Origin of the sequence: Symbiopectobacterium sp. RP, from assembly GCF_050472005.1 — a bacterium.
In the GTDB taxonomy this organism is placed as follows: Bacteria; Pseudomonadota; Gammaproteobacteria; order Enterobacterales; family Enterobacteriaceae; genus Symbiopectobacterium.
This window is the reverse complement of sequence record NZ_JBGOGS010000002.1, coordinates 313131-337860: the sequence shown is the minus strand read 5'-3', so window position 1 is coordinate 337860 and position 24730 is coordinate 313131. Positions and strand designations below refer to the sequence as shown.

General features: G+C 53.1%; 18 protein-coding genes, 2 tRNA genes and 3 pseudogenes. 9 read left to right on the top strand and 14 right to left on the bottom strand.

Annotated elements, in window-relative coordinates; all coding sequences use genetic code 11:
* Positions 1-44 precede the first annotated feature (44 nt).
* The 7 genes from hflX to nnr form a co-directional block, all read right to left on the bottom strand.
* Positions 45-1325 (bottom strand): ribosome rescue GTPase HflX, encoded by a 1281-nt coding sequence (gene hflX / locus ACD630_RS19850; protein WP_430360390.1) that lies wholly within the window; start codon positions 1323-1325, stop codon positions 45-47.
* A 92-nt stretch (positions 1326-1417) separates the two neighbouring features.
* Positions 1418-1717, bottom strand: coding sequence for an RNA chaperone Hfq (gene hfq / locus ACD630_RS19845; RefSeq protein WP_252321358.1), 300 nt, complete (start codon positions 1715-1717; stop codon positions 1418-1420).
* Between the two features lie 149 nt (positions 1718-1866).
* Positions 1867-2811, bottom strand: a complete 945-nt coding sequence (miaA, locus tag ACD630_RS19840) for a tRNA (adenosine(37)-N6)-dimethylallyltransferase MiaA (RefSeq protein ID WP_430360389.1) — start codon at positions 2809-2811, stop codon at positions 1867-1869.
* Positions 2808-4721, bottom strand: coding sequence for a DNA mismatch repair endonuclease MutL (gene mutL / locus ACD630_RS19835; protein ID WP_430360388.1), 1914 nt, complete (start codon positions 4719-4721; stop codon positions 2808-2810). Before mutL ends, miaA begins: the two co-directional genes overlap by 4 nt.
* 42 nt (positions 4722-4763) lie before the next feature.
* A complete protein-coding gene (gene amiB / locus ACD630_RS19830; RefSeq protein ID WP_430360387.1) occupies positions 4764-6443 on the bottom strand; it encodes an N-acetylmuramoyl-L-alanine amidase AmiB in 1680 nt (559 codons plus the stop codon).
* Positions 6440-6922 carry a tRNA (adenosine(37)-N6)-threonylcarbamoyltransferase complex ATPase subunit type 1 TsaE gene (gene tsaE / locus ACD630_RS19825; protein ID WP_430360386.1) on the bottom strand — a complete coding sequence of 161 codons (483 nt, stop codon included), beginning with the start codon at positions 6920-6922 and terminating at the stop codon, positions 6440-6442. The genes amiB and tsaE overlap by 4 nt, the downstream gene beginning before the upstream one ends.
* On the bottom strand, positions 6919-8445 hold the full coding sequence (gene nnr, locus ACD630_RS19820) for a bifunctional ADP-dependent NAD(P)H-hydrate dehydratase/NAD(P)H-hydrate epimerase (RefSeq protein ID WP_430361206.1): 1527 nt from the start codon (positions 8443-8445) through the stop codon (positions 6919-6921). The genes tsaE and nnr overlap by 4 nt, the downstream gene beginning before the upstream one ends.
* A 203-nt stretch (positions 8446-8648) precedes the next feature.
* On the opposite strand from nnr, the pseudogene queG reads away from it, so the two are divergent.
* A pseudogene (gene queG, locus ACD630_RS19815) lies at positions 8649-9521 on the top strand (tRNA epoxyqueuosine(34) reductase QueG); the annotation flags it as partial.
* Between the two features lie 135 nt (positions 9522-9656).
* Positions 9657-10259 (top strand): FMN-dependent NADH-azoreductase, encoded by a 603-nt coding sequence (locus ACD630_RS19810; RefSeq protein WP_430360385.1) that lies wholly within the window; start codon positions 9657-9659, stop codon positions 10257-10259.
* A gap of 122 nt (positions 10260-10381) precedes the next feature.
* Here ACD630_RS19810 and ACD630_RS19805 read toward each other — a convergent pair whose 3' ends face one another.
* The 3 genes from ACD630_RS19805 to ACD630_RS19795 all read right to left on the bottom strand — a co-directional run bounded on the left by ACD630_RS19805 (position 10382) and on the right by ACD630_RS19795 (position 14257).
* Positions 10382-10657 carry a YnbE family lipoprotein gene (locus ACD630_RS19805; protein WP_430360384.1) on the bottom strand — a complete coding sequence of 92 codons (276 nt, stop codon included), beginning with the start codon at positions 10655-10657 and terminating at the stop codon, positions 10382-10384.
* A gap of 55 nt (positions 10658-10712) precedes the next feature.
* Entirely contained in the window at positions 10713-13256 is a 2544-nt protein-coding gene (locus ACD630_RS19800; RefSeq protein ID WP_430360383.1) for a YdbH family protein, read from the bottom strand.
* A 635-nt stretch (positions 13257-13891) separates the two neighbouring features.
* Positions 13892-14257 (bottom strand): IS630 transposase-related protein, encoded by a 366-nt coding sequence (locus ACD630_RS19795; protein WP_430360380.1) that lies wholly within the window; start codon positions 14255-14257, stop codon positions 13892-13894.
* A gap of 322 nt (positions 14258-14579) precedes the next feature.
* Between ACD630_RS19795 and ung the strand changes: the two genes are divergently transcribed.
* Positions 14580-15272 carry a uracil-DNA glycosylase gene (ung, locus tag ACD630_RS19790; RefSeq protein WP_430360382.1) on the top strand — a complete coding sequence of 231 codons (693 nt, stop codon included), beginning with the start codon at positions 14580-14582 and terminating at the stop codon, positions 15270-15272.
* Positions 15273-15398: 126 nt separating this feature from the next.
* Here the strand turns inward: ung and ACD630_RS19785 are convergent.
* Positions 15399-15474: transfer RNA gene (locus ACD630_RS19785), tRNA-Ala, on the bottom strand.
* 187 nt (positions 15475-15661) lie between these two features.
* Between ACD630_RS19785 and ACD630_RS19780 the strand changes: the two genes are divergently transcribed.
* The 3 genes from ACD630_RS19780 (at position 15662) to ACD630_RS19770 (ending at position 16912) form a co-directional block, all read left to right on the top strand.
* On the top strand, positions 15662-15880 hold the full coding sequence (locus ACD630_RS19780) for a hypothetical protein (RefSeq protein ID WP_430360381.1): 219 nt from the start codon (positions 15662-15664) through the stop codon (positions 15878-15880).
* Positions 15881-15908: 28 nt separating this feature from the next.
* Positions 15909-16274 (top strand): IS630 transposase-related protein, encoded by a 366-nt coding sequence (locus ACD630_RS19775; RefSeq protein WP_430360380.1) that lies wholly within the window; start codon positions 15909-15911, stop codon positions 16272-16274.
* 104 nt (positions 16275-16378) lie between these two features.
* On the top strand, positions 16379-16912 hold the full coding sequence (locus ACD630_RS19770; protein ID WP_430361205.1) for an IS630 family transposase: 534 nt from the start codon (positions 16379-16381) through the stop codon (positions 16910-16912).
* Between the two features lie 26 nt (positions 16913-16938).
* Here ACD630_RS19770 and argA read toward each other — a convergent pair.
* Positions 16939-17754, bottom strand: a pseudogene (gene argA / locus ACD630_RS19765) (amino-acid N-acetyltransferase); the annotation flags it as partial.
* 373 nt (positions 17755-18127) lie between these two features.
* Between argA and amiC the strand changes: the two are divergent.
* Complete coding sequence (gene amiC, locus ACD630_RS19760) at positions 18128-19372, top strand: N-acetylmuramoyl-L-alanine amidase AmiC (RefSeq protein WP_430360379.1); 1245 nt, start codon at positions 18128-18130, stop codon at positions 19370-19372.
* Between the two features lie 83 nt (positions 19373-19455).
* On the opposite strand, the gene ACD630_RS19755 is transcribed toward amiC, so the two are convergent.
* Positions 19456-19532: transfer RNA gene (locus ACD630_RS19755), tRNA-Met, on the bottom strand.
* A gap of 215 nt (positions 19533-19747) precedes the next feature.
* Between ACD630_RS19755 and mltA the strand changes: the two genes are divergently transcribed.
* Positions 19748-20902, top strand: coding sequence for a murein transglycosylase A (gene mltA, locus ACD630_RS19750; protein ID WP_430361204.1), 1155 nt, complete (start codon positions 19748-19750; stop codon positions 20900-20902).
* Between the two features lie 40 nt (positions 20903-20942).
* Here mltA and ACD630_RS19745 read toward each other — a convergent pair.
* Positions 20943-21866, bottom strand: a pseudogene (locus tag ACD630_RS19745) (IS5 family transposase).
* 300 nt (positions 21867-22166) lie between these two features.
* Between ACD630_RS19745 and mrcA the strand changes: the two are divergent.
* On the top strand, positions 22167-24716 hold the full coding sequence (gene mrcA / locus ACD630_RS19740; protein WP_430360378.1) for a peptidoglycan glycosyltransferase/peptidoglycan DD-transpeptidase MrcA: 2550 nt from the start codon (positions 22167-22169) through the stop codon (positions 24714-24716).
* The last annotated feature ends 14 nt before the right edge of the window (positions 24717-24730 follow it).

Here is a 24730-nt window from a genome sequence, read left to right as displayed (position 1 = left end):
CCAGAGTCCGCAGAACAATGCCGAGATCGACCAACATCTCCGTCTCAAACCATGTAATCTGCGAGTTCTTGCTCTTGTTTGCAAAGACGACACCAGTCCACCATCGGCATACGCACGATAAGACCCACACGACCGTCTTCCTCAATCCATTCTTTTTCTATTGCCTGAAGCTGGTAAAAACGACTACGAAGGCGTCCTGCCTGCGGAGGAAGGCTCAGAGAATAATGTGCGATGTCCCCTGATAGCCGCTCCGTCAATGCCTGAAATAACAAGGAAATACCGTCACCCGTCTGGGCAGAAAGCCATACCCTGACCGGCACATTCTCTTCGTTGCGATCGATACGCCGAACGAAACCGTCCAGCATGTCGATTTTGTTCATCACGAGCAGCACAGGAATTTCATCAGCCTCGATTTCTGCCAGCACTTCGTTTACCGCTGCAATATTCTCGTCGATACGAGGATCGGCAGCATCCACCAAGTGTAACAACAACGACGCCTGACGTGTTTCCTGCAATGTCGCTTTAAACGCCGCCACCAAATCGTGCGGCAAGTGACGAATAAATCCCACGGTATCAGCCAACACCGTGTCCCCAACATTCACAACATTAATCCGTCGCAGCGTAGGGTCCAGTGTGGCAAACAGCTGATCGGCAGCATAAACGCCTGCCGCTGTCATTTCGTTAAACAGGGTGGATTTTCCGGCGTTGGTGTAGCCCACCAACGCAACCGTAGGCACGTCCGCACGTGTTCTGGCTCGACGCCCTTGTTCACGCTGCTTCTCCACGCGCTCAAGGCGAGAGAGGATTTGGCTGATACGGTTACGCAACAAGCGACGGTCGGTTTCGAGCTGGGTTTCACCTGGCCCACGCAGGCCAATCCCCCCTTTCTGGCGCTCGAGGTGCGTCCATCCCCTTACCAGACGCGTGGCAAGGTGACGCAACTGCGCCAGTTCAACCTGCAATTTCCCCTCGTGAGTACGCGCACGCTGTGCAAAAATATCCAGAATCAATCCGGTTCTGTCGATAACACGGCATTCGCACAAACGCTCAAGGTTACGCTCCTGAGCAGGCGTCAATGCATGGTTGAACAACACAACAAAGGCATCGGTAGCTTTCACCGCCTGTGCAATTTCTTCCGCCTTGCCTTCACCCACAAAATATTTGGAGTGCGCTGCCTTGCGGCTACCGGTGATCAGCTGCAATGACTCGATACCGGCGGAGGAAACCAGAGATTCAAACTCCAGCAAATCGTCCGTATCTTTGTCTTGCGAAAAATAAATATGAACCAATATGGCCCGTTCACCAGCTTCATAACGGTCAAACAAACGTGCAACCTCTCAAACGAACGAAAATCACCCTAGTGGCGAGCGCTAGCGATGTGTACAGGCTCCCCACCGGGGTGAAAGCGCAATACGCGTTATTCCGCGTCATCACTTTCCTGCGCCGACGACTGCTGATTTGCAGACGAACCACCATGGTAGTTGCTGGTGCCAGGGTTATTGCTGTGATGAGAAACCGGACGAGACGGCACCACGGTGGAGATAGCATGCTTATACACCATCTGGCTAACCGTGTTTTTCAACAAGATAACGAACTGATCGAAAGACTCGATCTGGCCCTGCAACTTGATACCATTCACCAAATAAATAGAAACCGGAACACGTTCGCGACGCAGCGCGTTCAGGAACGGGTCTTGCAAAGATTGCCCCTTAGCCATTCTATATTTTCCTTATTTGCTTGTTGTTTGTAACAAAGAACCCCAAGGCTCTAAAATAATGATGTAAAAAAATTGTGCGCTGAGACTCGCCAATTGTACACAATCGGCCACCCTATGCACTAACTATGCGCGTATAATAAACCCGCATATCAAGGTGCCTGTACCACCGCCATCACACGTTCAAACGCATCTTGCGGTTTTTCACTGTCCAACCAATGAACGCTGTCCCACCCGCGCAGCCAAGTCATTTGACGTTTCGCCAACTGACGTGTCGCGCAGATACCACGGAACACCATCTCATCGTAATCACACTCGCCGGATAAATATGACCACATCTGGCGATAACCAACGCAACGAACAGACGGTAAATCCTGATGTAAATCGCCCCGGGCAAAGAGCGAACGGACTTCCGTCTCAAATCCTGCCGCCAGCATCTGCTGAAAACGCAGAGCGATGCGTTCGTGCAACAGCTCGCGCGTTACCGGTGCAATGGCAAACTGATGCACACGGTAAGGCAACGCCTCACCCGCTGTTTTTGTCAGCTCTGTTAAAGTGTTACCTGAAACGAAAAAAACTTCCAGTGCCCGGCACAGTCTCTGCGGATCATTTGGATGAATCCGAGCCGCTGCAACGGGATCAATCTCACACAATTGGCGGTGAAGCGCTTCCCACCCCTGCTCACGCGCCCGCGCTTCGATGCGCTGGCGCACGGCCATATCGGCTGACGGCAGAGGTGACAACCCCTCCAGCAGCGCCTTGAAGTACAGCATGGTTCCCCCGACCAGCAAGGGAATACGCCCAGCAGCGGTAATATCCGCCGTCTCCCGCAACGCATCGCGGCGAAAATCCGCGGCGGAATACGCCTGCGTCGGATCGAGAATATTGATCAAACGGTGTGGAGCCTGAGCCAGTTCCTCAGCGCTGGGTTTGGCGCTGCCGATATCCATTCCTTTATAGATAAGGGCGGAGTCCACACTAATCAACTCAACGGGCAACGATTGTCGCAACGCCATCGCCAGCGCGGTTTTTCCTGACGCTGTCGGCCCCATGATAAAAATCGCTGAAGGAAGGATTGCACTCGATAATTCACTCATACGTTCAAAGCCTTAATGGCATCTTCCACGCTAACCCGCTGCAACAGCGACTCGGGCGGCTGTTTCGGCAGTTCCGGACAAAGTCGCTCTATTTCCGTCAACAGTTGTATCGCCTGCGCCTGGCTCCAACGTTCGTGGTCACTGTGCAGCTGTTCCGACAACCAAGTCGCCAGTTGCTCAGGCGTGCACGCACGTTGCAATGCAAGATAGCCTAACAGTTCAGAGATCAAGTTTTGTAAATTTTGTTGGCGCAATGGTAAAGGTACAGCACGCAGTAGCGCCCTCTGAGACTCCAGCGCGATATCAATACCAAACTGCGCCAATAGCGCCTGATGATGCAGCAGCGCTTCGCGTTCATTTTTTTCCACAGTCAAACGTTGTGGAATCAATAATGGCTGGGGACGTAATCCTTGTTCCTGCGGCAACAACTGCGCACGCTTGAGGTAGCGCTCAGCGTGCGTCAGTGACACCATCGCCAACCCGTGCTGATACTCAACCAGTGCAAAACTGGGCGGAAACACGGTTAACAGACGGCCGAAACCTTGTGCCACGCTGACCGGTTCCAAATCTGGCACAGACGCTGACACGGCGGTGTCGAGGGGTTCTTGAACCGCCTCCGCTATCGGCGCGGGTTTCAATAAAGTCTGGTAAAGCTCACCCTGTTTTTTCTGGTAGGGTGCGCCAGCGAGGGGCATCGGCCCTCGCCCTTGTGTTTGAGAAGCGCGTGGCTGATAGGCCGGGGCACTCTCCTTCATCTGGTGTGCCGGAACGTCTGCCACTTTCGGCGGCGCGTGCTCCACCGGACGTGCAGGCTGCGCAAACTGGTTTTCCCCTGCGGCGATGCGGTTTTCCGGCTGCCACGCAATGGCTTCGCCTGCCACATCGGAGGCCACAGCCGCCAACGGCAACTCAGACGCCTGCTGTAATACGCTCACCACCGCCTGATAGATAAAATCGTGCACCAAACGCGACTCATGGAAACGCACTTCGTGCTTCGCCGGGTGCACGTTGACGTCAACCTGGTGTGGATCCACCTCAAGAAACAGCAGGTAGGCAGGCTGCTGCTCACCGTGCAAACTGTCTTGGTAAGCTTGGCGGATAGCGTGATTAATCAGCCGATCGCGCATCATGCGTTGATTGACATAGCAATACTGCATGTCGGTCAGCTGCTTTGCGCCCTCGGGATCGACCCCCCAACCGTGGATGGACAAATCGCCGTGCTGCCACGAAATACGCAGCGCGTGTTGCAAAAACAGCGGCCCACAAATACTGCCAACACGGCGTTCATGCTGTGAGGCGTCCGGCGCGGCGCGGTATTGGCGGATCGTTTTACCATTATGGTTCAGGGTAAACGTCACATCGAAGCGCGCCAGCGCGATGCGGCGCACCACTTCATCAATATGCGTGAATTCTGTCTTTTCTGTGCGCATGAATTTGCGCCGCGCGGGGGTGTTGTAGAACAGATCGAGCACTTCCAGCGTGGTGCCAACCGGATGTGCCGCCGGTTTTACTGTCACCGCCATATCACGGCCTTCCGCATAGGCCTGCCATGCTTCATTCTGCTCCGCCGTACGGGACGTCAGCGTTAAGCGCGAAACTGAACTGATACTCGCCAGCGCCTCACCGCGAAAACCAAGGCTGATAATCGCTTCGAGATCGTCCAGCGTGGCAATTTTGCTGGTTGCATGACGCGCCAGCGCTAAGGCCAGATCGTCTTTGCCAATTCCAGTGCCGTTATCACGAATCCGAATACGTTTTGCCCCGCCGCGATCGATATCGATATCAATTCGGGTCGCCCCGGCATCGAGACTGTTCTCCACCAGTTCTTTCACCACTGAAGCGGGGCGTTCCACCACTTCTCCGGCGGCAATCTGGTTAGCCAGCTGGGGAGGCAAAACCTGAATCGGCATGCGAGTTCCTCTGTTATTGACGCATGCGCGTCGCGAACGGCATCAGGCAGACGGGATAATCAGTGTCTGCCCAAGTTGTACCGTGCCGGACATCATGTCATTGGCACGTTGGATCTCCTTCATACTTACACCATATCGCATGGCGATGGCACTCAGGCTATCTCCTTTTACCACTTTATGTTTGACCGGAACGGCGGTACGCGGCACCGGAGCCGATGCAGTCGAAGTGCGAGCCCCCGCAGGAATACGCAATTTCTGCCCCACCCAGACGCCATCTTTTTTCAGATTGTTCTCACTGCGCAACGCCGCCATACTGACGCCGTAACGCGCCGCGATACCTGAAAGAGACTCACCGCGCGCTACGGTATGGCGCGTGGTCGCTGTACTACTGGATGCCGTGGTCGTGGGCGTTGTAGCCTTACGGTTGACCGGCTGCACGACCGGTCGGTTTTCCTGCTTTGGGACGGATTGTACTGGATGCGCATGGAAATAGCTGCGCAACCCCCGGTAGATCGCCGTGGCGATTTTATCCTGATAATCGCTGCTTCCCAGCAGACGCTCTTCGGTCAGGTTGCTGATAAAGCCCGTCTCCACCAACAACGAGGGAATATCCGGTGAACGCAGTACGCCCAGGCTGGCGTGTTCCGGACGGCGTTTGTGCAACGACCCGACGCGCTGCATTTCCTGCAACACTTTGATCGCCACGTCATAACCGACGCGCTGAGAGTGACCAAACTGCAAATCCAGCACCGCCTGACTTAGGTAAGGATCGGCACTGTTGTTTGCCAGCAGATCCCCTGCGCCCCCCAACAGCTCCGACTGCTTCTCGTGCTGTTCCAGCCAGCTGGCCATTTCACTATTAGCACGCCGATTGGAGAGCACCCATACGGAAGCACCGGAAGCCCCACGGTTTGGCGCGGCATCCGCGTGAATAGAAACCAGCAGATTGGCGCCTTGCTTACGTGCCACATCGGAGCGCCCCATGACAGAGATGAAGTAATCACCGTCACGCGTCATCACGCCTTTAAAATTAGGATCGCTATTAAGCAAAGTATGCAATTTGTGCCCAATCGCCAGCGTCACGTTTTTCTCGCGCAAGCCAGAAGGCCCAATAGCACCGGGGTCCTGCCCACCGTGTCCGGCATCAATGGCAACGATAATCGGTTCGCTGGCACCGCCAGAGCGCGACGTTGCTGCACGAGCGGAGGCATTGCTGTTCACCACCACGGTAGGTTTGTTGTTAAACGGATTGCCACCCGATTCAACCGGTGCCGTGTTACGGGTTTCGCGCGTAACGGCAGTCGCTGGCGCTGCTTTTGTCGCCTTCGCTTTCTGCTGCCCAGCAACGGTAAACACCACGTTAAACCCTGCGCCAGCTTTCTGTGTCGCGGCGCGTGTTTTGGCGGGCTGGGTCAAATCCAGCACCAGTCGCAGGCTCTGTGCATCCTTCGCCTGACTGGTACGAATGCGTTTGATAATGTTTTGCCCACTAAACTCCAACGGCAGCCCTTGAATCACCCCCGTCTGCCGGATGTCGATCACCACCCTATCCGAGCTGTTAAGCGGGAAAAAGGCATAGATCGGTTGTCCGCTGAAATTCAGGCTGACCGTCGCCTGATGATCACCGTTTTCCACCTTGATATCAGAGAGGTTGACGGCCCAACCCATACTGGCCAGCAGCAGCCCAGCCCACATCACCAGAGCGAGCATGCGTTTCATCATGGCGTTTCAGTCTCCGGCAGGGGAGATATCTGCGCCAAAATACGCTCACCCAGAGCCGATATAGCGATCAACTGCGCGTGCCGCCCTTGCGCTTCATAGTTCAGATGCACTTCAAGATCGGCGCTAGGGAGAATGCCTTCCCCCTGCTGCGGCCACTCAATCAGACAGATGGCATCCTGCGTCACGTAGTCGCGGATCCCCATAAATTCCAGCTCTTCTGGATCGGCAAGGCGGTAAAGGTCAAAATGATACACCGCCAGCGGTGACAGCGCGTAAGGCTCCACCAGCGTATACGTAGGGCTTTTCACGTTGCCCTGATGGCCACGCGCTTGGAGGAAGCCGCGGCTGAACGTGGTTTTACCTGCGCCCAGATCGCCAAAAAGATAAATACTGCATGCGCTGGCGCAGGCCTGCGCTAACGATGCTCCTAATGCGATGGTAGCTGCCTCATCCGGCAGCGGAAAATCTACTTTTTTCATTCTGTCTTTTCTAAGGGTATCCACTCAGGATTAACATAGCGGGACAATACTGGCATCAGATCGGTAGCCAACATCCCTCGCGTGCTGCGCTGCTCGGCCAGCGCATCGGCCGCTGCGCCGTGCACCACACAGCCAGCGCAAGCCGCTGCGTAGCGTGACAATTTTTGTCCAAGCAATGCGCCGATAATACCAGATAACACGTCGCCCATGCCGCCGCTCGCCATGCCAGGATTGCCGACATCAACCAGAGCCAACGCATCAGACTCATCGGCAATCACGGTACCCGCCCCTTTTAGCACGACCGTGCCGCCATAGCGTTGTACCAGTTTCTGGGCAGCAAGTAAGCGATCACTTTCAATCTCCGCCACTTGACAATTCAGCAGGCGGGCAGCTTCCCCCGGATGTGGGGTTAAAATACGATTTTGACGTTTAAAAGGGCTCATTGCCAGCAGGTTTAGCGCATCTGCGTCCCACAGCATGGGTTTGTTACAATTTTCCACGGTGCGCAGTGCGCTTTTCGCCCAGCCATCTTGCCCCAGGCCCGGCCCAATCACCACCACGTCGGCCCAGTCAAGCCCTTCGCGGAGGGTGGCATCACTCAGGGCTTGCACCATCAGTTCCGGGCGTGCCATCAGCAACGCCGCCTCGTATTGCATGTGAGTGAGCACTCGCACCAACCCAGCGCCACTGCGCAATGCAGCTTCTCCCGCCATCGCAATAGCGCCCCCCATTCCGGCATTACCTCCCACCAACAGCAATCGGCCATGATCGCCTTTGTGCGCCAGCGGCGAACGAGGCGTCAGCCAGCCTGGTATATGTTCACGGGATAAACGCCACATCGGCGCGGGATGCTGCTGCAACCAGCCTGAAAGCCCCAAATCCGCACAGTGTAACGCGCCGATACAAGCGCGCGCCCTGCCCGTCAGCAGCCCCGGCTTTAGCGCAATAAAGGTAACGGTACAGGCAGCGACGATCGCCTCTCCTGCACAGGCGCCGGTTTGCGCATTCAACCCGGAGGGAATATCCAGCGCCAGCACTGGCGCTGCGTAGGCGTTAGCGCGCGCGATCAGCGCATCATAGGGAGCACGCGGCACGGAGGATAACCCAGTCCCCAGCAGGCCGTCGATAATCAAATCAATTCCATCAGGCCAGGGGGCGTCGGGCGTCAATGCTACATCCCCCGCTTTCTGCCATGTCGCGTAGGCACACTGTGCTTCCTCTGGCAGAGGGCGTGCAGCCTTGCACGAGACCACGGTGGTTTCAATCCCTGCGGCACGCGCAAGCGTAGCCACCACATAGCCATCGCCACCGTTGTTGCCATGCCCGCACAGCACCAGCCAACGGCGCGCATTGGGGTAGCAGCAACGGGCATGTTGGTAAGCCGCTTCTCCGGCACGTTGCATCAACGCATAAAGCGTGATTCCCGTTTGCCGCGCGGCGTCAGGCTCTTCGCGGCGCAGCCAGTCGGGTGGATAAACGCAGTCTGGTAGCCTTCGCTGATGAGCAGGTACGGTATGGGGCATGAGTTCCTCCCGGGCAACATAAGCGTTTGTAGCAAAAACGGATAACGCATGGTTATCTTTATGTCTCAACTTAGCAAGGTTTGAAACCGGCTGCCAGAAACCTATCAAGGTAAATGTCGCATGGCGACGGTGCCTTCAGCACACAGACGTCCGTCAGACGATGTGATAAAATGAGAACGTTTATTTCTCCCAAATGGTTCCTCATGGCTTATCCCTACGACCTTAACCAACTAGCCCAGAGCATCAAACAGTGGGGATACGAATTGGGCTTTCAGCAGGTAGGGATCTGCGATACCGACCTTTCCCATGAAGAGCCACGGCTTCAGGCGTGGCTGGATAAGCAGTATCACGGTGAAATGGAGTGGATGGCGCGCCACGATATGCTGCGTGCCCGCTCGCATGAACTGTTGCCCGGCACGCTGCGCGTTATCAGCGTGCGTATGAACTATTTGCCCGTTAAAGCGGCCTTCGCCAAAACCCTGAATAACCCGACGCTCGGTTATGTTAGCCGTTACGCGCTGGGGCGTGATTACCACAAGCTGTTGCGTCAGCGGCTGAAAAAGTTGGGTGACCGGATACAGGAACATTGTGGCAACCTACAATTCCGCCCCTTCATCGATTATGGAGCGCCCGCTGGTGGCCAAGGCCGGGTTAGGTTGGGTGGGTAAACACTCGCTGATCCTCAATCGGGAAGCTGGCTCCTGGTTTTTCCTTGGGGAACTGCTGATCGACCTGCCGTTACCCGTCGATCAACCGTTGGAAGAGCAGTGCGGACGCTGTGTCGCATGCATGACAACCTGCCCTACCGAGGCCATCGTTGCGCCTTACACCGTGGATGCCCGACGCTGTATCTCCTACCTGACCATTGAACTGGAAGGTGCCATTCCCGAAGCATTGCGTCCGCTGATGGGCAACCGTATTTACGGCTGTGATGATTGCCAACTGATTTGCCCCTAGAACCGTTTTTCCCAGCTTACCGATGAAGATGATTTTAGCCCGCGCGCCGCGCCGCACTGCATACGCCTGCGTTGCTGGACCTGTTTCAGTGGGATGAAGCAAAATTTCTGCGCATCACGTAAGGCTCAGCCATCCGCCTCATCGGTCACCAGCGTTGGCTACGTAATATAGACAAACGACTTAAAAGTGATTACAGACAATGCCCTGAGTATGTGGCAAAAAAATACAGCTAATTGTTATCAAAATAATGTCGCTTGGCTATACTAGTTCTGAAATCCAGCATTCTGGCAGGGTATTCCCAGTCAAACCAACTGGCGGATCACTTCGTCGCCGAATGGCAAGCCGCGCATCCGAACGATACTCTGACCGTGCGTGACCTTGCAGCCAACCCGATTCCGGTGCTGGATGGTGAACTGGTAGGCACACTGCGTCCTTCCGATGCACCGCTGACACCGCGTCAACAAGAAGCACTGGCACTGTCTGATACCCTGATTGCCGAACTACAGGCGCATGACGTGGTGGTACTGGCCGCACCGATGTACAACTTCAATATCCCGACCCAGTTGAAGAACTACTTTGACCTGGTTGCCCCTGCCGGTGTGACGTTCCGCTACACTGAACAAGGTCCGGAAGGTCTGGTGAAAGGCAAACGCGCTATCGTACTGACCAGCCGTGGCGGTATCCACAAAGGTACTCCGTCTGATCTGCTAGAACCGTACCTGCGTCTGTTCCTGGGCTTTATCGGCATTACCAACGTGGAATTTGTGTTTGCAGAAGGTTACGGCTACGGCCCGGATGTTGCTCAGAAAGCGACCGAAACGGCAAAAGCACAGCTCTCTTCACTGGCGGCAGCGTAATCCCGGCTTGCCGTTACCTGATGGCATATGCGCCATTAGGCCCCAGATTCATCATTACTATCCTGTCTCAATATTGTGTGTTTGGTTAGTCACTGCGCGTCTTTCGACGCGCTTTTTTTGCTTCAGCGTCCCTGAACCGTCGCCGCAGGCGTGACTACCGTTTGCGCACGCGTCTGTTCTCGGGTTGTGGTTTCCACTCGACTTTCGCTTTCACTCACAGCCTCCGCCCCCGCGTTATTACCGGATTCCAGCAATCGCGTGGCATCCTTATCAGCATGAATAGTGATATCGTGCTCAACTCGGACGTTCATGTTGATGGTGATCGGTGTGGTCGGTGCCGCCACCTCAATGCGCGGTACACAGCCTGCCAGCAGCACCGTCAGCAGACTTGCAGCCACGCATGGTGCGCGGACAGAACGACGCCGCGTGCGCTCACTGTCTAATTTCCTTAATTTATTCTCGTTCATTGGCTCGTTGCTCTAGTGTGTCCTGCACGGTGCCGCCAAAGCGCAGGCTTTGCCAAAGCTGGCTCAGATCCTGCCCGTGGTGGTAGTTAAGTATGACCAGTTTTTGCCTGCTACGCGTCGAGTTCTTGCCTTCAATATGCGCCAGCAGCGACATTTCACCTTGCGGCGTCATGTCCACAGAGGCATAGGCACGGCTGATTTCCAGATAACGTAGCCAGTTCACCACGGCACCTTGCGCCATGTTACGTTGCGCCAGTTCATCGGCCAGCTGTTGGTCAAGACGCAGCGTAAGTGATTTGTCGTTACGCAGCTGTCCGCGTGTGATCATCTTGTTCGGGTTATTGAAATCGAGCGGCAGTACACCACTCATTTTTCCTGAAAGAGCAAATTGCTTTATCTTGAGCGCAGTCACCAGTTCACTCAGGTCAACGCCCTCAACGGTGAACAACACCGGATCGCGTAACGGCCAACGCAGTGCAGAGAGACTGACTTTCCCCCCGAACCCCCCCATCTCCGCCTGCGACAAAATCAGAGGATTGCGCTCACTGAAGGGATAAGCGCCCTGAAATGCCAGATGGATATCCTGCATGGTGAAGACGCTGGCCAGTTTGTCGATATGCAGCGTGACGGGGTGCTTGACACCAAATTCCCAGCGGTGCTGTGCAAAACGATACGGTAAAACAAAATTAACGCCGCGCACTTCCCCATCAGGCAACCAGGCGCTGCCATTTTTCACCACCCAGTGTCCACCTGCACTGAAGCCCTGCTTGCGAGCTGCTGAAAAGGCCACCTGCGCATAAAATTCCCCCGAACGGACGTTGATGTTCAGTTTCGGCGATATCAGTGGCTGAAACACAGTTAACGGCTGCGCCGCCCACCACCCCATACCACGCAGACGTTCACCATCCCAGCGGCCACGCAGCGCTACCGGACCGATCGCTTCCGCATTGAGATCGCCCTGCCATTGAAAATGGGATGGGCTACGTCCCTCGACGCTAAACAGCAGCTGTGAGGGGGGAAGGTATCCGCCTTCCCCCAGGTCAACCCGCTGCGAGGTCAGGCGCAATGCTCCGCTGAAATGTTCCTCCCCAACATTACGTTGCCACTGCAATGGCGCAGTCAGGGTTAAACGCGGTTGGTGCGCCAGCACGCGGCCATAGCGCAGCTGATCCAACCCACTGGAGAGTTGCTCAACCGTAATAAGCGCATCTTCCCAACGTCCATGTCCGGCGACATCCCACTGGCTCCCGAGCGGCGGCAACCGCCCTTCGCCCCAATAGTGCCACTGCCAGCAGCCCTTGTTAGGCCAGAAATCTTGCGCCTGCCCATCTAGGTGCAGCGCGATGCGTCCCCAGTAGCGATCCTGAGCGCGGACTATCGCCTGTAACCGACCATTCACGCCGTTGGCATTCAAGCTCACACCGGCCAGCGGCCAGCGCGCATCCTCCAGCACTGTCTGCGCCGAAGGTCGCCCCCAGGCACGCAGTAGCGATCCCGGCAACAGCGCCAGCGTTGGATTGATAACAGAACCGCGGATCTCGCCGGGAATGGTGGCACTCAACGAAATGTCAGCCAGATTGGCCTGCCCAGTAAGCTGAAAGCGTAATGCGCTGTCAATCAGCCCCACTCGACCTGGTCCCAGCACCAGCACGGCATTGGCCCTGCCGTTATGCCCTTGCGTCAACATGTTCAGACGCGCATCAATGCGCGTTTGCTGCCAGCCCTCACGCCAGTCGTGCAGCGTCATTGAGACATTACCAGATAAGGGTTGTCCGGCGTATGGCCAACGCCAAACACCGTTTTCAATATCGATACGGTCTGGGCTCATTTTCCACGGCAGCGACACTAATGGCGTACTGTCATGTTGCGCCTCCAAACGCAGAACCCCTTGAGGTCCTTGCCAGTTCAGCGCCAGCGTGAGCGGATCGAGGATACTGCCGCTTTCCATGCGCCCTTGCAACATGCCACGCAACGGCGGCTGTGACATACTCTCCGCCAGATCGGCCTCACCGCGTAGCACCAGACGAGAGGCGACATCCGGTGCAGAGAACTCCGCGCTCTCCAATGTAAAATGCGCACCTTCCACTTTGGCAGTCAGCGATAACAGTTCACTTTGGTAACGTAGGGATTGCTGCTGGCGCTCAATCACTAGCTGTACCTTCCCGGCATAGCTGTCCCACGGCAAAACAGCCAGACGGCCGATGTTGATGTCAGCAGCGAACAGCCGCGCCTGCCACTGTGCCAGTAACGCCGGCTCGGCGTCATCGGAGGACTCTGGCAGGCAGGCGGTGTCCAGCGTTAAGTGATCAATATCCACACGCCAGCGCTGCTGCGCGCGCGCGAGTTGGATATTATCGACATCAAGTAGCACACAGTCACCCACCGCAATGCGCACGCCCGCCGTGTTCACGCCTTGGTGCCAGACAGGGCGGGATTTTAAGATAAAGGATGCGCCTTCAGGCAATACGCTTCTCGCCACAGCAGCCAGCCACTGGGGTGAGGTGTACCAGATAACCAGTACAAGCAGCATTGCGCTCCCTGTGGCAAACAGACACTTTCTCATTGGGGATCCGATCGACAGCAGTTTTTTTCACCTGTCCATAAGTATGTACACGTCTTTATTATTAACATTCATTAACCTATTCAGTCACGCCTTGCACCATTCAGTAAACATATTACTTACAGATTAGTGATAAAATGTTTACTTACGCGTAAAAGCTGCAATGCTTTAGCACCAAAATCATCGCAGGCTTAAGGCACATTGATAAGCACAAAAGTGCCACGGCCACGGGTTACGGCATTCAGGTTAGGTAATGCGTTTCTTGTGTTAACCACGCTGTACCCGGAATTTGTATTTAAAGGACTACGTCATGCGCAAAAATCTTCCCATCCTCTTGCAGTGCTATTCATTGGACGCTGAAACACGGCTTATATCGTGTGGAAAACCACTTTCATCAATAAAAACAATAGGTTTACCTTCTTTTTTATACTGTTGTATTTTTTGTTGAAATGCTTGCCGGGCGCTTCCGTCGGCTTTCGGATGACGTAGAGTTTTTTTTATAGGTCAATCCCGGCTTTGTTGAATAATAGTGAGTCGTGCTGTTTTGTCAGCCAGTTTTGGTATAAAATGCTTGTCACATCAGATTTACAGTTTTCTTATGAGGCCTAACTGCATGATTTTGCGTTGCGAGGATCTGTCGTTCCACCGGGGGTGCAGCATAAAATATGTTTGTTCAACAAAGCCGTCAATCCCAGCTTTTTAAGAGCTTGCCAAATGGCCTTCTGACAAACGCCAAAACGCTCTGCACGTTCTTTTTGGTAAGCATCTGGATATGGTTCAACATCTTTTATCAACTCGGATTTATCGCTCTTTCGCTGACGCGTGGTCGATGCTTTTGACGCTATTTGATTAATCCAACGCGATACAGAGGCAGGGCCAATCCGAAATTGCTTCGCTGTTTCTCGGATACTCAACCCTTCTTCTTCCCGTGTAGATATCACTTTACGTCTAAAATCAATTGAATAGCTCATTTAAATAATGTAATCAAAATTAAGTCGTTTGGCTATAACCACAAAATGAAATTCACTTACCTTGTGTAGTTACATACCAGTACCTTAGCCACAAATCTTTGATTTAAATCAATTAATTCAGAGTGTAAAAATCAGCCCCAACAGCAATTAATTGTTTTACGTCAATTTTAACCAAAAGATGTGATGCAATTTTTTTGTAAATTTTCAACTTTTTTATAATTTTCACTTCATTACCATCAACTTTCCCGCCACAGTGTTTTACCTTGAGAGCAGAGATCGGTAAGCTACAGCCCTCTTTCACAACACACGCATCGAGGACAGGATGACAACCGAACTAACGTGGCATGACGTTTTGGCACAGGAAAAAGAGCAGCCTTATTTTGTGCAAACGTTAACGTTTATCGGCAATGCCCGCGCCGAAGGAAAGGTAATTTATCCCCCGCAGAAAGATGTGTTTAACGCCTTTCGCTATACGGAGTTCAATCAGGTCAAGGTGGTGATCCTGGGACAAGACCCCTATCACGGGCCGAATCAAGCGCACGGCCTGTCATTCTCGGTCCGCCCGGGCATTCTCGCACCGCGGTCATTAATGAATATGTACAAAGAACTGGCGAACGATATTCCCGGTTTTACGATCCCTCAGCATGGTTGCCTGCAAAGCTGGGCGGAGCAAGGCGTGCTGCTGTTAAACACCGTGTTAACGGTGGAGGCAGGTCAGGCGCATTCCCACGCCAACCTCGGCTGGGAAACCTTTACCGATCGCGTGATTAGCGCATTGAATGAAAAGCGTGATGGCATCGTGTTTCTGCTGTGGGGAGCACACGCACAGAGAAAAGGCAGCATTATCGACACGCAACGCCATCATGTGCTGAAATCCCCGCACCCGTCACCGTTGTCTGCACAACGTGGCTTTCTGGGCTGTCGCCACTTTTCCAAGACGAATCAATTCCTGATACAGCAGGGGCAGTCGCCAATTGATTGGATGCCATGGCTACCGGGTTCAGCAGATCAGTAATGCCATCGGTTCGCAAGCCGCGCCACAGCAATGCAAACCGCTTGCGAACTGAGCTCTATATGAGAATCGACTACGCCATGGCGGTGGTCTTGGGGACAAAACTGGGGAAATAAAAACAAGAAGGAGTGGTGGAGCTAAGCGGGATCGAACCGCTGACCTCTTGCATGCCATGCAAGCGCTCTCCCAGCTGAGCTATAGCCCCATTACATCAGACAGTGACACCGATTGTCTGTGTGAACGGCCCGAATAATATGCAACCCGCTCAGATGTGTCAACGGCTAAATCTCTTTGCGGCGTAATACTGCGCACAAGAACAGAAAAAACGCTGGTAATGATAATGGGTTTTATTATCATCTTTTATTCGTTCATCAGAACCTTAACAGGTCGTTATGCGCTATTTGCCCGTTGTGCTTATTACTCTGATCGCCTCCAGCCTTTTGCCTGCACGGGCACAGCCCCCTGTCGCCACGCTCTCTGAAAACGCCAAGCACTACTTCAGCATTGAGCAGTACGATATGGAAAGCACTCGCCAGCTTCAGTACCGTGTCTTTATCGCTACGCCGCGTGATATAGCCGCACAGGAGAAACGTCCAGTGCTCTATAGCTAAACAACTTAATTTTGATTACATTATTTAAATGAGCTATTCAATTGATTTTAGACGTAAAGTGATATCTACACGGGAAGAAGAAGGGTTGAGTATCCGAGAAACAGCGAAGCAATTTCGGATTGGCCCTGCCTCTGTATCGCGTTGGATTAATCAAATAGCGTCAAAAGCATCGACCACGCGTCAGCGAAAGAGCGATAAATCCGAGTTGATAAAAGATGTTGAACCATATCCAGATGCTTACCAAAAAGAACGTGCAGAGCGTTTTGGCGTTTGTCAGAAGGCCATTTGGCAAGCTCTTAAAAAGCTGGGATTGACGGCTTTGTTGAACAAACATATTTTATGCTGCACCCCCGGTGGAACGACAGATCCTCGCAACGCAAAATCATGCAGTTAGGCCTCATAAGAAAACTGTAAATCTGATGTGACAAGCATTTTATACCAAAACTGGCTGACAAAACAGCACGACTCACTATTATTCAACAAAGCCGGGATTGACCTATAAAAAAAACTCTACGTCATCCGAAAGCCGACGGAAGCGCCCGGCAAGCATTTCAACAAAAAATACAACAGTATAAAAAAGAAGGTAAACCTATTGTTTTTATTGATGAAAGTGGTTTTCCACACGATACCCCACGGACTCACGGCTATTCCCCAAAAGGTCAACGGTGTTTTGGCCTGAAGAACGGGGGAGCCAAGGGAAGAACAAATGTTATCGGCGCGTTATTAGGCACAACGCTGTTTGCTATCGGATTATTTGATATCAATATTAACAGCGATGTTTTCTATTCCTGGGTCACACAAGTCCTTATCGCAGTACTCCCTAAAAACAGGGTAATCGTGATGGACAATGCAACTTTTCACAAAAAACATAATATTCAACAAGTCATCATCGATGCAGGGTATATGGTGAAGTATCTGCCTACATATTCGCCAGACCTTAACCCCATTGAGCATAAATGGGCACAAGCAAAAAGCAAAAAAAGAGAGAGTGGTTGCGATACAGAGATTTTGTTCTCAGTCTATATGGTGTAATCAAAATTAAGTCGCTTGGCTATATAATCTCCATCGGCTTCACGCTCTTCGATGCAGCGCTGGGCGTCGTCGGGAAACAGTTCAGAAATGATGGTGCCATCCTGCGTGGTAACCCCTTGAGACGAACAGAAGCCAATCATTGTCTCGGCTTTCAATTTGATAGCTAACTGGGTCGCCACTTCCTCAGACGTCAGATTGAAACTCTCGCCTGTGACAGATACAGCTACCGGGCCGAGCAGCACAATGGCGCCGCTGTCTAACTGGTGATGTATCGCCGCTTCATCAATACGCCGGATGCGAGCGCTGTGGCAGTAGTCCACGCCATCATCGACCCCTAACGGCTGGGCGATAATAAAGTTACCGCTCACCACGTTGATGTGCGCGCTCTGTAGCGGCGTGTTATTCAAACTCATGGAAAGACGCGCGGTGATATCCAGTTGCAGCATGTCTGCGGCCTGTTTCACCAGGTCCAGCGTGTTGCTGTCGGTGACACGGGTATGCTTATGATATAGCCAACCGACTTAAAAATGATTACAGCCAATGCCCTGATATGTGGCAAAAAATACAGCTAATTGTTATCAAAATAATGTCGCTTGGCTATAACGCAGCTCGAAATGGTGTGTGGTCAGGCTGGCATCAATCTGCGGGCGGGCACCATAGACCACCACCAGCTTGATGCCGAGGCTATGCAGCAGACCAATATCGTTGACGATGTTGGCGAAGTTTTCATGTTCAATAGCTTCACCGCCCAGCATGATGACAAAGGTTTTGCCGCGATGCACGTTGATATAAGGAACCGAATGGCGGAAGCCTTGGACCAGTTCTGTACTACGTTCCTTCACTGCGAGCCTCTCTGAGTGAATTTTTATTCGTAATTTATGTATTTTTATTCCAATTGAACGAAAAGGCAAGGAGTAAGTCTCACAATTCGGTCGTGTTCAGCGCTATTACCCTCTTTCTCAGTGCTGTGTTGATTTCCGTTCTGAATGACTGACTTGCTCTCCGGCCGTTTATACGCCGATTTTTACATGACAGAGGTGGGAAGATTCGTTAAAGTTTTCACATTGTTAATACTGACTTTATCTTTTTCGCGTAATATCGCAGCAAATTACCTGTTGGTCTGTGTTTTTTGCCTGATATCACCGTTTGAGCATGCGCGCCAGTGCCTGCATGCGACAGCATCACAATGACTACAGCATAACGAATTGGAGTGGCATGTCTTATTCGAATCACAATCAGACTCGCCGCCGCCTCTTGCAAGGCGCGGCGGCAACCTGGTTATTGAGCGTCAGCGGCGCCGGATGGGCTGCGGCCGCCCAGGTGATCGCCGTTCGCGTCTGGCCTTCTTCAGCCTATACCCGCGTCACGTTAGAGTCTAACCGCACGCTAAAATACAAGCAGTTTATGTTAACCGACCCCAACAGGCTGGTTGTGGATATCGAAGATATCCAACTCAACAGTGTGTTGAAAACGGTTTCGCAGCAGTTTCAGTCTGACGACCCGCTGATCAAAGAAGCCCGCATTGGACAGTTTGATCCCAAAACGGTGCGTCTGGTTTTAGAGCTGAAGAAAGCCACCAATCCGAAAGTCTTTACCCTCGACCCTATTGCAGAGTTTAAACACCGCTTGGTGTTGGATCTCTACCTAGCGGTAGGGCACCATGACAATGCCGACGATCCGCTTCTGGCGCTGCTGGAAGATTACAACAAGGGCGATCTGGAGAGTAAATTACCGCCAGAAGCGCCGTTGGCGGGTAAAGCAGGGTGCGATCGTCCGTTGGTTATCATGCTCGATCCCGGGCATGGCGGTGAAGATCCTGGAGCCATCGGTAAAAACTGCACGCGCGAGAAAGATATTGTGCTACAGATTGCGCGGCGGTTACGCAGCCTGATTGAACGTGAACCCAATATGAAGGCGTATATGACGCGCAATGAGGATGTGTTTATCCCTTTGCGCGTGCGGGTGGCGAAAGCACGTAAGCAGCGTGCCGATCTGTTTGTTTCGATTCATGCGGATGCTTTCACTAACCGTGCGGCGCGCGGTTCTTCGGTGTTTGCGCTGTCAAAGAAAGGTGCAACCAGCACTGCAGCGCGTTTTTTGGCGGAAACGCAAAACGAATCCGATCTGATTGGTGGCGTGGGCATGAGTGGCGATCGTTACCTCGACCATACGCTGTTTGATTTGGTACAGACCGCGACCATCAGCGATAGTCTGAAATTTGGCGGCGAAATCCTTAAGCGGCTTGGCAAAGTGAATAAGTTGCACAAGAACAAAGTCGATCAGGCCGGGTTTGCGGTGTTAAAAGCGCCCGATATTCCCTCGATTCTGGTAGAAACGGCGTTTATCAGCAATCTGGAAGAAGAGCGTAAATTGCGCACCAGCCGCTTTCAGCAGCAAATTGCGGAATCTATTCTGGCGGGGATTAAGGCGTACTTTGCCAGCGTGGGCAATCGTAAGTGAGGCGTTTACAGTATTGATTGGCTAAAAACAAATAAACACCCGTCAGGGTGTTTATTATTGGTAAGCTTCTTGAATCAAGAAGTTGGTTGCGGGGGCCGGATTTGAACCGACGACCTTCGGGTTATGAGCCCGACGAGCTACCAAGCTGCTCCACCCCGCGTCCATGGATGCGCACTATACTCTCCATTGCCGGGTATGCAACCCCTATTTGAAAAAAAGTGGCAGTTACCTGCACGTCTGACGGTTTTATCTGCACTTTGATTGATTTTTATTCACCTTCATTCACTTATGAAGATTGGCGCGTTTTCTTATAGATGTGCCTTTGTTATTGTGCGGGCACTGATTTGGCAGGCTGTAATGAGAGCGAAAGAGAAAATGAGAGGATGTTGGGGTAAATATGTGCTGACCGGGGTGGTGATCGCCATTCTGGCCGGGTGTCAGTCCAGGCCGACCGACCGTGGGCAGCAGTATAAAGATGGGCGACTTGAGCAGCCGCTTGCGCTCGTTAATGAACCTAACGCCACCGGAAAGCCGGTTAATGCAGGCGATTTCGTTGACCAGGTGACAGAGATTAAGAATGCCTCCCCCACGCTGTATGCCCGTAATCAGGACATCTTTCAGGCCATTCAACGTTGGATGCAGGCCGGTGCCGATACGCGTAACCTGAGCCTGTTTGGGCTTAATGCTTGGCAAATGGAGGGCGTGGATAATTTTGGTAACGTGCAATTCACCGGGTATTACACGCCGGTCGTGCAGGCGCGTTACACCCGTCAGGGTGAATTCCAACACCCGCTTTATGGTATGCCAGCCCCCAACAGAAAGAGTCGTCGCTTACCCGATCGCGCGGGTATTTATGCCGGTGCGTTGGGCGAACGCAATGTCCTTACATGGACCAACTCGCTGATGGACAACTTTTTGATGGAAGTACAGGGGAGTGGCTATGTGGATTTCGGTGATGGCCGACCGCTGACCTTCTTTGCCTATGGCGGCAAGAATGGGCATGCTTATCGCAGTATTGGCAAAGTGTTGATCGACACAGGCGAAGTGTCTAAAGAAGAGATGTCGATGCAGGCGATCCGCCACTGGGGCGAGACACACTCCGAGTATGCTGTGTGTGAACTGCTGGAGCAGAATCCTTCTTTTGTTTTCTTTAAACCGATGTCATCCGCACCAGTGAAGGGTGCGAGCGCTGTGCCGTTGATTGCCAAAGCCTCTGTAGCGTCCGATCGCTCGCTGATCCCACCGGGCACGGCCTTGCTGGCAGAAGTCCCCTTGCTTAACAACGAAGGGAAATTCACCGGCCGTTACGAGATGCGCATGATGGTGGCGCTTGACGTGGGGGGAGCCATCAAAGGCCAGCATTTTGATATCTATCAGGGGATTGGGCATGAAGCCGGTCATGCCGCCGGGTATTACAACCATTATGGCCGTGTCTGGGTGCTGAAAAATAATGTAGCATCTTCCTTCGGCACTACGTCTTTATTAAAGCGCCGCGCGTTAACGCATCCTTTATCGGGCTTTGTTGAATAAATCAGAACTTGTAACGACTGCACCCCATACGGGTCGATTGTTACGTGATGCGAATACTGTTCGGCATTCCTAATAGCGTGATCAGGTTAAGTGCTTTGACCATGGCCATGGCTTCACCCACCTGACCATCGTAGTCTCTCAGACTTAGATGACCACCCAGAAGCCTTTTGAACCGGAACATGGCCGTTTCAGCCACTGAGCGCCGGTGATAGCCCACTTTCTTTTTCCAGATATCGTTACTACCGCTAATGCGCTGATTTGCAACAGCGTGGTTACGCTCGTGGTAGCGATCTTGCCAATATTGCGCCCCCCTTCGTGGCGGGATAAGCGGCCTTATTTTCTTCCTCACCAGAGCATCATAGCAGTAAACTGTATCCTAAGCGCCGTCAGCCGATGCCTCTCTGATTTTCCGGTGGGTCTGGTTTATCAGCGCCGGTAGAGCTTGGGCATCAGTCGTACCACTGAGCGACAAATCCGCACAGATAATCTCATGCGTCACACTGTCTACTGCCAGGTGCAGCTTACGCCATAACCTGCGTCTGTCGGCACCATGCTGCCGGACTTTCCATTCGCCTTCGCCAAAGACCTTCAGGCCGGTTCCATCAATGACCAGATGTGAGATTTCACCACGGGTTGGCGTTTTTATGCTGATGTTCACTGTCTTTACTCGCTTGCTGAGCAGCGAATAGTCTGGACAATGGAGCGACAATTTAATCAGTTTAAAAATCGAGTCACCAAAGCCCTGTAAAGCCCTCAATGAAAGGCCAAACACGCGTTTCATCATCAGGACTGTGGTGATGGCCATATCTGAGTAGTGGAGCGGTCGTCCACGCCGTTCAGTAGTGTTTTTTTCCGTCCATGCAGCAATGGCTGATTCATCTAGCCATACGGTTAGAGAACCGCGCTGCTTGAGGGCCTTGTTATAATAGGGCCAGTTGGTGATTTTAAAATTTTGTTTTGCCATGGAGACCTGATTTTGAAACAACTGTGTTGATCTGCTCCGATGATTACCCAAAAGTTCTATTTATTCAACAAAGCCGGTATTTAGCAGGATGGATAGTCCGGCAAGCAGCGCTGGGGCGCTTTCTTTACGCCCTCGTTTTTGTTGTCGTCCGGATTGTAGATACCTATGGTCCTTGAGAAGGGCACGCGTTGCTGAAAACGTGTGCTGAATAAAAGAACGTATCCACAGTGCAGGCTTACCTTTATACTAGCGGGCAATTGTTTAGAAATTGTCCACACGCTACTGAATGGAAAATTCCCGGTGAAGTTCGTAAAGTATTTATTCATCCTTGCAGTGACTTGCATTCTGCTTGGAGCAGCGTCGATATATGGGCTATATCGTTATATCGAGCCTCAGTTGCCCGATGTAGCAACGTTGAAAGATGTCCGGTTACAAACGCCAATGCAGGTGCTCAGCGCCGACGGTGAGCTGATTGCCCAGTTCGGTGAGAAGCGTCGCATTCCGCTGAAGTTGGGTCAGATTCCGCCTGAAATGGTCCACGCGTTTATCGCTACCGAAGACAGCCGCTTCTACGAGCATCACGGTGTCGATCCGGTAGGGATTGTGCGCGCCGCCACTATTGCGTTGACCTCCGGGCACGCATCGCAGGGGGCGAGTACCATCACGCAGCAGTTGGCGCGCAACTTCTTTTTGAGCCCTGAACGCACGTTGATCCGTAAGATCAAAGAAGTGTTTTTGGCGATCAGCATTGAACAGTTGCTGACCAAAGACGAGATCCTGGAGCTTTATCTCAACAAGATTTATCTCGGATATCGCGCCTACGGGGTGGGTGCTGCTGCGCACGTCTACTTTGGCCGCTCAGCTGACCAGCTGACGCTGAGCCAAATGGCCACCATCGCCGGTTTACCTAAAGCACCGTCCACCTTTAACCCGCTCTACTCCTACGATCGCGCCGTGGCGCGCCGCAATGTAGTGCTGGCCCGTATGCGAGATGAAAATTATATCACGCAGGCCCAGTACGATCAGGCGCGTAGTGAGAAGCTGGTGGCCGACTACCACGCACCGGAGATTGCTTTCTCCGCGTCATATCTGGCCGAAATGGTGCGTCAGGAGATGGTGAAACGCTACGGTGAAGACGCCTATAACGATGGCTACAAGGTCTACACCACCATCACCAAAAAACGTCAGCTCGCCGCAGAAGAGGCGCTACGCAATAACGTTATGGCCTATGATATGCGCCATGGTTATCGCGGCCCGGAAAAAGTGCTGTGGAAAGTGGGTGAAAGCGCTTGGGATCAAACGCGCATTATCAATGAACTGAAAAACACGCCTAACTACGGTCCGCTAAATCCCGCGGTTATTACCCAAAGCGATGCCGACAAAGCCACCGCGCTGATGGCCGATGGCAGCAGCGTTGTGCTGCCACTGGCCGGTATGAAATGGTCGCGTCCATTTAAATCCGACGTACTGCAAGGGGCGATGCCGCGCCGCGTCACCGATGTGGTGCAAACCGGCCAGCAGGTGTGGGTGCGTAAAGTGGGCAACGACTGCTGGCTGGGACAAGCGCCGGACGTCAACTCCGCGCTGGTGTCCATGAACCCGACCAACGGTGCCATTGAAGCGCTGGTGGGCGGCTTTGATTTCAATCAGAGCAAGTTCAACCGCGCCACGCAGGCGCTGCGTCAGATTGGTTCCAATATCAAACCGTTCCTCTACACCGCCGCCATGGATAAGGGGCTGACGCTGGCTACCATCCTTAACGACGTACCGATCACCCGTTGGGATGCGGGCGCTGGCTCAGACTGGAGTCCGAAGAACTCTCCGGCAACCTACGACGGTCCGATTCGCTTACGTCAAGGGCTGGGTCAGTCTAAAAACGTGGTGATGGTGCGCACGATGCGTGCCATGGGCGTTGATTATGCAGCTGATTACCTACAGCGTTTCGGTTTCCCGCAGCAAAACATTGTGCGTACCGAATCGCTGGCGCTGGGTGCTGCCTCCTTCACGCCGCTCCAAGTAGTCAGAGGCTATGCCGTGATGGCCAACGGGGGTTACCTGGTTGACCCTTACTTCATTTCCCGTATCGAGAATGACGCTGGTAACACGCTGTTCAACGCAACGCCAAAAACCGTGTGCGACACCTGCAATCTGCCGCTGGTTTATGGTGAAACACCGCGCTCAGCCGTACTCTCAACGGACAGCATGGAGAACGTCGCCACTTCTAAAGAGCAGCAGGGCACTGTGCCTCAACCACAGATTGATGCCGTCACACCAACCGAAGCGCAGGTAAGTACGCTGCCGTATGCACCGCATGTCATCAGTACGCCGTTGTCGTTTCTGATGAAGAGTGCACTCAACAGTAACGTCTTTGGCGAACCCGGCTGGATGGGAACAGGCTGGCGTGCTGGTAAAGATTTGCAGCGCCATGACATCGGCGGCAAAACCGGCACCACCAACAGTTCCAAAGATGCCTGGTTCTCCGGCTACGGACCCAACCTTGTCACCTCGGTGTGGATTGGTTTTGATGACCATCGCCGCGATCTGGGCCGCAGCACGGTTTCTGGTGCAATTAAAGATCAGATATCGGGTTATGAGGGCGGCGCAAAGAGCGCCCAACCCGCGTGGGATGACTATATGAAAGTCGCTTTGCAAGGCGTGGCAGAGCAGCCGCTGACGCCGCCGCCGGGCGTTGTTACCGTCACCATCGATCGCTACACCGGTAAACTCTCCAGCGGCGGTAGCAACAGCCGTGCGGAATATTTTATCGATGGCACGCAGCCTACGGAGTTTGAAGTCCACGAGGCAGGCACCACCTTGATGGAAAACGGTCAGAGCGAAGAGCTGTTTTAACGCTTCGCCACGGA